We start from the raw sequence: 9,508 nt of genomic DNA on the forward strand, positions 1-9,508 counted from the left end.
TAGAAATCGGCGTGGGCCGATTTCATTGTTGGGGTGATTGGGGCGCAAGTTGGGATGATTGGTGCTCGACTTTGGCTCGTTGGTGCTCGAGTTTGAGTGGTTGGTGCTCGACTTTGGGGCGTTGGCGCGCGAGTTGGGGTAGTTTGTGCTCGACTTTGCTGTGTTGGCGCTCGACTTTGGCTCGTTGGTGCGCGACTTTGGTGTCTTGGCGCGCGACTTTGCTGTGTTGGCGCTCGACTTTGGGGCGTTGGTGCTCGACTTGGCGTAGTTGATGCTCGACTTTGGCTCGCTGGTGCGCGACTTTGGGGCGTTGGCGCTCGACTTTGGCTCGTTGGCGCGCGACTTTGGCTCGCTGGTGCGCGACTTTGCTGTGTTGGTGCTCGACTTTGGCTCGCTGGTGCGCGACTTTGCAGGTGAGACCAGAACTGAATTTTTAAATTGTTGTTTAAATCGGCCCAAGCCGATTTCTCCCTCTTGATGCATGCGACTTCCGGGCAAAGGTATGCGACTTTGGACCAAACCCATGCGAGATTCGTGCTAAGGTATGCGAGTTTGGACTAAAGGTATGCGAGTTTGGACTAAAGGTATGCGAGTTGATGGCTAAGGCATGCGAGTTCTACCCAAACCCATGCGACTTTCTGGCCAAATTTGTTTAAATAAAATGAAGTAGGAATCGGCGGGCCGATTCCATCCTTTACCCAGAATGATTTTGAATTACTCCTTACAGGATCACGATAAAGTTCGGTTCAAGAAGGACGCCATCCAAGTTCCAATAAAATCCCCTATCGAAACGGTTTTTGTCTTCATCTCTTTCTTGCATCCACCATCCCCACATACCATCATTTAAATCGCTTCACAATTTCTACTACCTCAATATTGCCATCAATAAGCGTTTCAATTAATGGCTGTTTTCCATATTTGTTTGGTTGGTTATTCCAGTAGTGCTCAGCATTTTTTTCATTTTCCGCCTCATAGCTTGTTCCATCAAAAACGTTGAATGCATCACCATTAAAAATTCTGCCATTTGTGCGTAATTTTACGATCTGTAAAACCTCTCTACCACTATGCAAAAATGAATCTGCCCACATTTCAGCATTTGAAAGTGTCTTTGTCGTATATAAACAAGCCAATCTGGAAGGATAATTTGGATACTTCTCCGTTCTTACCCTTTCCATGGCCAATTCACGAAACGTTCTAACCTTCCAATAATCTAAATTTGCATTAATATCCTTTGAAAAATCATCTGATGGTTTATTTCCATCTAATATTTTTTTGCAGGTCATTACCCGATGATACACACCATTAAAATGATGACGATCAAAGGTGATGATCTGTCCAAGCTCCATTGCCTTTTCGGTAACCGCATGATATACATATACATCTTCCATTTTGAATTTAACCTTCCTTACAACATTTTGTACGGGGGATAGTGCAAGAAAACTATTTGAAATACCATTGAAAAGCATTTGTATACAATATTTTTTCGGCTGCTTTTTCATCAAAAAGCTGCTGAATTAATTCAACATCGGCATACTCAAAATGTCTTTTTGCTCTTGTGGAGGGTAAATCTGTTCCGAACATCAACGAATCAGGGTTCACATGATAAATAGATTTCATAGCATTCGCCACATCCAATTCCACTCTCCCAAAACCAGTAGCTTTTACGCGAATTCCCTTATCGACGAGCCTCAATAAATATGGTAGCCCTTCTTCTGATAATCCTAAATGATCAACTGAAATTGCGGGCAACTTCTCAATGATTGGAATAATTTCTGGCAAATCTTTTGCATCTATATATAGCTCACTATGCCATCCGGCCAAATCATACACGCGTCTAGCAAAGTAATCTAGACTTGCTAAACTTTCTGAGCCGCCCCGTTTCACATTAAAACGTAATGCTTTTACTCCATTTTGATTTAATTTTATAATTTCCTCATCTGATGTTGTATACGGCAATTGCGTTACACCGCAAAATGTATCTCCTAGTTGTTTTAATGCAGGTAATAAATATGCTTGATCAAATCCCTGGAATGAGCCAGAAACAATTGCCCCACCCACTACGTTCATACCAGTCGTTTCTTCCAGGTAATCTGTTACGATATAGTTGGGTGGGGTGTACCCCTGATTTTCAATAATCGGAAAATCATCGTTAATAATATGAAAATGCGCATCAAAAATCCTCATCCAAAATTCCTTCTTTCTCAATTACAACATTCGTCATCCGATTACCAAGTTCGCTAAACTATTTTGATGCTATTTTCCCATAGTTCAATATATAATTTAAATAATTATAGAGCTTTTGAAAGGCGAACAATTTCTGCAATCACAGATTCCACATCTTTGTTATCCGTTATTTTATATAAATATTCAGCTTCATCCTCCGTTGGTGCCATATAATCAGCCAAGTGAGCCTCAGCCTGCTGCTTTAACAGGACTTCCTCAAAACTAGTAGATACTCTGAATATATTGGTGCTCCGTGTACTATTGGTAACCCGATCTCGAAGAATGTTATTTGATATATCAAAATAAACTAAAATACGAATAAACTCATTTTAGGGTAGATTTCATGAAGTAAATATTCTCTTCCTCTTTTTGTTCGATTGGAATTACTTACAATGAAATGTAAGTCTGTATGTTTCTTCGCGTAATCAACAATTAATTTAGTAATGGAGTGCTTAAGCGTATTTGGCCCTGTTTGGCTGTAACTTTTGATAATGTGAATGAATAAACGCAGCATGATGATCCTGATCGACTATAAATGAATTAGCTAAATTTTTCTCTAATAACCTTGCAAAAGTACTTTTTCCACTATGTGTCTTGCCCACCGTAATAATTGCTAACCTTTTCATCCATCTTCTACTTCCTTTACCATTCTCTCGTATACGTATATTGATGCAAATCTAATTAGATGAGATCTATTCATTTATTTGATATATCAATGTGTCAAATAATTTTCCATTGGCGTACAATAACATAGCCCATTCCCCTGATTCCGGTATTTTTACCGAAGATGGTGTATGTGCATCTGCACCATTGTTTTGTCCGCCAAGCATTGTTGTCCATCCATCTACTAAAATTTGATGGACAGTCTCTGTATCTTTATGGAAGCCAACAACTGTTAATTCAGCATTTTCGGTGTTCTCTATTCCCCATAAATGCCACATCCACTTTTGCCCGTTTAAACTGGGACTTTCCACACCAAGCACACCTGATTTATTTTCATTTCCTATAATCTTGTTATCGCCAAATTCACCCGCTTTGTTTTCCCAATCAATTGCTGTAAAATCATCTTTTGATACAAATTCAGGAATATCTTCCGGGAGGGACACTTTTTGAGCTTCCTCATCTGATGTACAGGCAGACACTACAAATAGCATACTGAATAAAATGAATACGAACCGAATTTCCTTCATGAAAATCACCCCTATTATTTTATCTTGCACCTATATTCCAATACGTTCCCAACGCAACAAAATAAATTTGAATGTCATTACAATGGAATTTTCTAACTGCATTAACTATTGTGACATCCTAATAACATGGTATGATTCGATGATGACATGAATCCATAAATGGCATCGATCTTTTTTTAGTGACAACCAGTAATTAATTCACTTTATTGATTAGTCTGTCAATAACAGTTTACATGAATAAACATGTTTCGTATATGGAATAGGTAAAAATCGGCGAGCGGCCGATTTCATTATTGGTGGTGGTTGGCGCGCGAGTTGGGGTAGTTGGCGCTCGACTTTGGGGCTTTGGCGCGCGAGTTGGGGTAGTTGGCGCTCGACTTTGGGGCTTTGGTGCTCGAGTTGGCGTAGTTGGCGCTCGACTTTGCTGCGTTGGTGCTCGAGTTGGCGTAGTTGGCGCTCGACTTTGCTGCGTTGGCGCGCGACTTTGGGGCTTTGGCGCTCGAGTTGGCATGATTGGGGCACGACTTTGCTGCATTGGTGCTCGACTTTGGGGCGTTGGTGCTCGAGTTGGCGTAGTTGATTCTCGACTTCGCTGCGTTGGTGCTCGACTTTGGCCCGGTGGCGCGCGAGTTCACCCAGTTGGGGCGCGACTTTCAGCGTCAGACGCGCTACTTCGCAGGTGAGACCAGACCTGAATTTTAATTGTTGTTGAAATCGGCCCAAGCCGATTTCTTCCCTCTTGATGCATGCGACTTCTGGGCAAAGGTATGCGACTTTGGACCAAACCCATGCGAGATTCGTGCAAAGGTATGCGAGTTTGGACTAAAGGTATGCGAGTTGACGGCTGAGGCATGCGAGTTCTACCCAAACCCATGCGACTTTTTGGTCGAATTTGCTTAAAGATATTTTTCAATTGAACTAGAGTTGAAATCGGCGGTCTGATTCCATCATTAAAACTAAAATACCTTAAGCATTTTATTTTTAATTTTGCTAAGTACGACAAAATAATCTTTCGTATCTTTTATGCAACAATGCTCCCGATTGTTAAGGACGTACTGCATTCTTTGCAACCACTATTTAAATTCCACCTTCACAATTCCCGGTTCTCTTCCTTGCTTAGTAAGAATAACATTAGCTTCAAAATCATTGTTCCATTGGACAGATATATTGTCTGGTATTGTGGTTTTCATAATACTTTTATTATCGTATTTGATTCTAATGGTTGGGTCAGGAAAATCATCTTTCTTAACAATTTCGATTGTGTTTACATTATTGGGGGAATGGCTAACCTTTAACTGTGTTTCGCTAGAGTATGAAAAAAATAACCAAATAGGTATGAAAACAACTAATAATCCAAAAATAACCACTCCAAAAAAACAGCCAATTCCAATTTTTAATTTAGCTTTTTGTTTATTGAAGATGTAATCGTCTTCTCTACCCATTATATTTTTCTTGGACACGCTCTTCACCCTTATCTTAAAAAATACTTTATTCCATAACCGTCCATTCAATTTCTTCGTTAATTATCTTAAAATGCAAGTCTTGTACCTACTTCTGCAAGCTCTATGTCTTCTCTGTCTGCGTCCCATTTTTCCCCCGTGTTTCCGTCCCACTTTTCGCCTGTTTCTATAAAGCCAACTGATTTGTATAATCCACGGGCGGCTACGTTTGTCATCCAATACGATATAGAAATCGCATCCGCTTTACCCTGCGGAAACGAGTACAAATATTCAATAATCTTTATCATAGCCTGTTTGCCTAGCCCTTTGCCTTGTTGCTTCTTGTCAATCATAAAGTGGTTAATTCCGTAGGTAGCCTTGTCGCCAAATTCTTTACACAAGTAAGCACTTTCCGCTAACTCATAAAACCCCATATCTGTAAATCCTATAACTTCATCGTTGTTATATATAGCAAAGAGGATAGGAGGTTTTTCGTTGTTGGTTATTTTCACATAGGCCGAAGCTAATCTATAGATATTGGTATCCACATATTGATCCTGCCCATCTGCCAATTCTAATGCTAATATTTCTCTTAAATTATCGTGAGTAATTTTGCGTAGTTCAATCATTGTATTCACCTCTTTCATATTATATAAAATTACAAACCTTTACTTCTTTAGCGCAAACAACGCAGAGAACATTTCTACTTTGAATTTCATTATACAGGATAAACGCACTGGTTTTTGCGACCGGGGAGGCTCAAGCCACCCCCTCAGGAAAGCGTGCGCTGGAACAGAAAGCAACAGTTTGTATGCAGCAATCTGGCCCGATTGTAGAACATCGGTTAAACATTGCTCTTACACCACCATGCTTCTTTACTTGAAGATGAATACCGTTGTTTCACTAAAGCGCCTGATTCTGGATTAATCTTAAACACAGCTTTCATAAACTTTCAGCAAAAAATTATCTTTACGCAAGATATTTTTCCACAGGGTTTAATGAGAATAAACCACTTTCCTGCAAAAACTGGGTTAGCAAGTGCAAATGCCCCACACCGTAGATTACCAAAACCCTTTCTTTTTTTAAGAAATCCGCCCTATATTCGTATAGTAGACATATTTCGGCGATACCAGTAATTACAAAGCCAATCTATTCCTACGTTGTTTTTCCCATCCCCAATACGTGCACACATGATATAAAGTTCTTGTTCCTTTTGAATATGGTGGGTTCCTAGCAATAAAACATCCCTTTTTTATTACCTTTCATTAGAAAAATTCCCCTAAAAAATAGTTATCTGTATTTCATCTCTTTTATTTAAGTGTTTATTTAATACCTCTGTTATCAATACGCCTCCGGAAAATTTCTGCATCCTCAGCAAACTAAACTATTAGCGAGCAGAACTATATGCATAGACATAAAATTTCATTCTTAATCCTTATAGCATTCTAGTAAACAGTATTTTTGTTTACCTGTTTCTTACCGCCTAACTTCTTGCAAAATAGCCATTATGCAGTTCAAGCGCAATTCCTAGTTAAAGTATCGCTCCCGTTAGTTCATCAGGTAGACGAATCGATAAATTCTAGTTCGGCTTCTGCTTCTGCTTTCGAACGATAAACGGTAATTTTATCATAGGGTTTCACGTTGTCTTGCCATGTTACTATATTATTCAGGAAATCTTCTACGTTTTTAGAAATTATAAAACACTCTAAATCCCTATTAATATAACAAATTGGTGCATCACTTTCCGAATCACACTGTTGGTAAACAGTTCCAATCAATCCACCTTTACTGTCTTTTGCCATAATGTCTACATGCGGAACCGTAAAAAACGCTAAATGTGGAATATCATCGTCAAAGATAAATTGTATATCATAATCGCTAGCATATTTTTGATACACTTCATTTTTATCATGAGCACTCATAGGGGAAATTGTTGTCCCTGCTGGTATTACCTTCGTATCTTCTAAATCTACCACTATGGCTCCAGTTAATTCTGTTCTATCCAGATATACTTTTCGCATATAAACCCCCGTTTAATCTTATTTTAAAGTAAATGCTCATTACTTTTGTGATTCATTATTCAATTAAACTAGCCCATTATTGAATCTTTTATTCTTTTTTTGCTTTGAGCGAGATGGCAAAATGTTAATGACATCAACATATTTGTCCTTCTCATGAACCACATAAAAAACTACATCATTTAACATTCAATGTCGGCTTTTTCCGTATGTAAGGCAATGCATTCCTTTAAATGAACCTTGTTCTACCATCTTTCCTGAATATGGAAAAGAAGACAGCAGATCATTAATTTCACTATATCATAATTCTAGCTTGTTCCATCCATCATCACTCAATTTTCGTCAGCAAACCTTAATAATATTTGCAATACCAGTCATGTCGCAATTTTCCACTAAGATGAGCATAAATCCTTGTTGTTTTACCTTTTTCATGAACGAGAAGGCTTTGAATTTGCGGTGCACCGTTGTCAACCATATGTGCTGCATAACTATGACGTAATTGATGAGCATGAATCGTCTTTTTAATGCCAGCCTGGTTGGAAATACGTAAGGTGTAATTGGTGAGCCGATTCCCTCCTAATATATTTTCTTCAGCTTCGCGTGCATGAGGTGGGGTGGTCGGCACGCGACTTTGCTGCGTTGGTGCTCGAGTTAGCGAAGTTGGCGCTCGACTTTGGGGCTTTGGTGCGCGAGTTGGCGTAGTTGGTGCTCGACTTTTCTGCGTTGGCGCGCGAGTTGGCGTGGTTGGCGCTCGACTTTGCTGCGTTGGCGCGCGAGTTGGCGTAGTTGGCGCTCGACTTTGGGGCTTTGGCGCGCGAGTTGGCGTAGTTGGCGCTCGACTTTGGGGCTTTGGCGCGCGAGTTGGCGTGGTTGGCGCTCGACTTTGGGGCATTGGTGCTCGAGTTCACCCAGTTGGGGCGCGAATTGGCGTGGTTGGCGCTCGACTTTGACCCGGTGGCGCGCGAGTTCACCCAGTTGGGGCGCGACTTTCAGTGTCAGACGCGCTACTTCGCAGGTGAGACCAGACCTGAATTTTTAAATTGTTGTTGAAATCGGCCCACGCCGATTTCTTCCCTCTTGATGCATGCGACTTCTGGGCAAAGGTATGCGACTTTGGACCAAACCCATGCGAGATTTGTGCTAAGGCATGCGAGTTTGGACTAAAGGTATGCGAGTTGACGGCTGAGGCATGCGAGTTCTACCCAAACCCATGCGACTTTCTGGCCAAATTTGCTTGAAGATATTTTTTAATTGAAATAAAGTTGGAATCAGCGGCCCGATTCCTTTCTTTTCAATACGGGCATGCAAGCTTTGTTCACAAGCGATTCTTGAGGAAAGGTGCTGGTTGATTGATACGGGTTTGCCTATTTCCTTACGAGGGCATTCGGAGTGTTACGGTCATCATTAGTAAATATCATTAATCTATTCTATAATGATTGAAATATCCTATCATTGTCGGAGGAGGGTGTTGTATGGAATTAAAACAGTTGGAATATTTTATGGTGCTTTGTGAAGAACTGCATTTTACTCGTGCCGCTGAGAAAATTGGAATTGCCCAGCCATCATTGAGCCAGCAAATTCGTTTACTGGAGCATGAGATAGGTACGCCACTTTTTGATCGGGTCGGCAAAAAGAATATGCTTACTGAAGCGGGTGAAGCATTGCGACAGCATGGTTACAATGTTTTTCATGAGCTTTCGCAGGCCCATGCAAAAATAAGTGAACTGCAAGGGCTGAAAAGAGGCAGCTTAAAAGTTGGAGCACTTCTAACTGTGGTGAATTATTTACTCCCACCCACCTTATTGGCCTTTCATGACAAGTATCCGAATGTTGAATTATCTATCCAGGGTTTGCGTACTGGCGATATTATCAATGGACTTTTGCATAATGAGCTGGACTTGGGAATCGTATCCTCTCCTATCGAACATGAAGATTTAAACGTCATTCCACTTTATACGGATAATTTATGTGTTGCAGCTTCGATTGATCATCCGATTGCACAAGAACCCTTTGTAGCAATTGATATTTTAAAAAGTACCCCATCGGTGCTTTTGCCTAATACATTTTACATGCGGCAGTTAATTAATGAAACATGCGAAGCGTTACAGTTTATGCCAAAACCAGTTGTAGAAATGACGACAATGGAATCCATTATTACGATGGTAAGCCACGGCATTGGGATTACGATACTTCCGAAAGCTTATCTTGATTATATCGATAACAAACAGATACGTACAATCCCAATCAAACATCCTATACTAACCACCGAGATTGGAGTCGTTTATCGAAAAAATAAATTTCTTTGTGCAGCGAGCAATGCCTTTTTGGAGCAAATAATCACCATGACCAAGCATTATCAACATGGGGATACGGTTACTGTTCCCGCCGAATAAGCAAAAAATTCTCTTATTTACTATCATAGTTTTTACCTATGGTTATTAGAAAAAAGTTGTAATTGTTTATGATTCATAAGCACTTCATAATAAAGTTATGTAGATTACCTACATATCATGTATATGGTACTCTAAAATTGAACCACCATCGCACTTGAAAACTGAACCACTTCAGTAGAAAATATCCTTAGCACAACTGTCGCTAAGGGGGAAGCTGGAGTGATCACTTTGAAGATGAAGCAAGA

General features: G+C 40.2%; 12 protein-coding genes and 1 pseudogene. 4 read left to right on the top strand and 9 right to left on the bottom strand.

All coding sequences use genetic code 11. The features are described from left to right. The first annotated feature begins 96 nt into the window (after window positions 1-96). Entirely contained in the window at window positions 97-417 is a 321-nt protein-coding gene (locus DX933_RS07745) for a hypothetical protein (RefSeq protein ID WP_123315900.1), read from the top strand. Window positions 418-839: 422 nt separating this feature from the next. Here DX933_RS07745 and DX933_RS07750 read toward each other — a convergent pair whose 3' ends face one another. The 4 genes and pseudogenes from DX933_RS07750 to DX933_RS07765 all read right to left on the bottom strand — a co-directional run bounded on the left by DX933_RS07750 (window position 840) and on the right by DX933_RS07765 (window position 3,413). After that, entirely contained in the window at window positions 840-1,388 is a 549-nt protein-coding gene (locus DX933_RS07750; RefSeq protein WP_190279453.1) for a DUF2441 domain-containing protein, read from the bottom strand. 52 nt (window positions 1,389-1,440) lie between these two features. After that, window positions 1,441-2,184 (bottom strand): amidohydrolase family protein, encoded by a 744-nt coding sequence (locus DX933_RS07755; protein ID WP_123315902.1) that lies wholly within the window; start codon window positions 2,182-2,184, stop codon window positions 1,441-1,443. A gap of 104 nt (window positions 2,185-2,288) precedes the next feature. Continuing rightward, window positions 2,289-2,849, bottom strand: a pseudogene (locus DX933_RS07760) (AAA family ATPase). Window positions 2,850-2,915: 66 nt separating this feature from the next. Then, a complete protein-coding gene (locus DX933_RS07765; protein ID WP_123315903.1) occupies window positions 2,916-3,413 on the bottom strand; it encodes a hypothetical protein in 498 nt (165 codons plus the stop codon). A 293-nt stretch (window positions 3,414-3,706) separates the two neighbouring features. Between DX933_RS07765 and DX933_RS18245 the strand changes: the two genes are divergently transcribed. Continuing rightward, complete coding sequence (locus tag DX933_RS18245; RefSeq protein ID WP_145962268.1) at window positions 3,707-4,096, top strand: hypothetical protein; 390 nt, start codon at window positions 3,707-3,709, stop codon at window positions 4,094-4,096. A gap of 390 nt (window positions 4,097-4,486) precedes the next feature. Here the strand turns inward: DX933_RS18245 and DX933_RS07775 are convergent, their stop codons facing one another. The 5 genes from DX933_RS07775 to DX933_RS07790 form a co-directional block, all read right to left on the bottom strand. Continuing rightward, a complete protein-coding gene (locus DX933_RS07775) occupies window positions 4,487-4,873 on the bottom strand; it encodes a hypothetical protein (RefSeq protein WP_223805913.1) in 387 nt (128 codons plus the stop codon). A 68-nt stretch (window positions 4,874-4,941) separates the two neighbouring features. Next, complete coding sequence (locus DX933_RS07780) at window positions 4,942-5,481, bottom strand: GNAT family N-acetyltransferase (protein ID WP_123315905.1); 540 nt, start codon at window positions 5,479-5,481, stop codon at window positions 4,942-4,944. 340 nt (window positions 5,482-5,821) lie between these two features. Further along, entirely contained in the window at window positions 5,822-6,001 is a 180-nt protein-coding gene (locus DX933_RS18875; RefSeq protein ID WP_397316108.1) for a DUF5694 domain-containing protein, read from the bottom strand. Window positions 6,002-6,408: 407 nt separating this feature from the next. Further along, window positions 6,409-6,873: a hypothetical protein gene (locus DX933_RS07785; RefSeq protein WP_123315906.1), complete on the bottom strand. Its 465-nt coding sequence runs from the start codon at window positions 6,871-6,873 to the stop codon at window positions 6,409-6,411. Window positions 6,874-7,222: 349 nt separating this feature from the next. Beyond that, window positions 7,223-7,495, bottom strand: coding sequence for a tyrosine-type recombinase/integrase (locus tag DX933_RS07790; RefSeq protein WP_223805915.1), 273 nt, complete (start codon window positions 7,493-7,495; stop codon window positions 7,223-7,225). On the opposite strand from DX933_RS07790, the gene DX933_RS18405 reads away from it, so the two are divergent. Continuing rightward, window positions 7,485-7,820 carry a hypothetical protein gene (locus DX933_RS18405; RefSeq protein ID WP_190279454.1) on the top strand — a complete coding sequence of 112 codons (336 nt, stop codon included), beginning with the start codon at window positions 7,485-7,487 and terminating at the stop codon, window positions 7,818-7,820. The two genes, DX933_RS07790 and DX933_RS18405, sit on opposite strands and share 11 nt — an antisense overlap. A gap of 522 nt (window positions 7,821-8,342) precedes the next feature. After that, window positions 8,343-9,263, top strand: a complete 921-nt coding sequence (locus DX933_RS07800; protein WP_123315907.1) for a LysR family transcriptional regulator — start codon at window positions 8,343-8,345, stop codon at window positions 9,261-9,263. Window positions 9,264-9,508 lie beyond the last annotated feature (245 nt).

It is taken from the genome of Ornithinibacillus gellani, from assembly GCF_003730295.1.
In the GTDB taxonomy this organism is placed as follows: domain Bacteria; phylum Bacillota; class Bacilli; order Bacillales; family Amphibacillaceae; genus Ornithinibacillus_A; species Ornithinibacillus_A gellani.

Bases quoted from the DNA above. Each gene is read 5' to 3' on its own strand.
- DX933_RS07800 (WP_123315907.1), top strand. From the start codon at position 8,343: ATGGAATTAAAACAGTTGGAATATTTTATGGTGCTTTGTGAAGAACTG.
- DX933_RS07785 (WP_123315906.1), bottom strand. From the start codon at position 6,873: ATGCGAAAAGTATATCTGGATAGAACAGAATTAACTGGAGCCATAGTG.
- DX933_RS07750 (WP_190279453.1), bottom strand. From the start codon at position 1,388: ATGGAAGATGTATATGTATATCATGCGGTTACCGAAAAGGCAATGGAG.
- DX933_RS07780 (WP_123315905.1), bottom strand. From the start codon at position 5,481: ATGATTGAACTACGCAAAATTACTCACGATAATTTAAGAGAAATATTA.
- DX933_RS07755 (WP_123315902.1), bottom strand. From the start codon at position 2,184: ATGAGGATTTTTGATGCGCATTTTCATATTATTAACGATGATTTTCCG.
- DX933_RS07765 (WP_123315903.1), bottom strand. From the start codon at position 3,413: ATGAAGGAAATTCGGTTCGTATTCATTTTATTCAGTATGCTATTTGTA.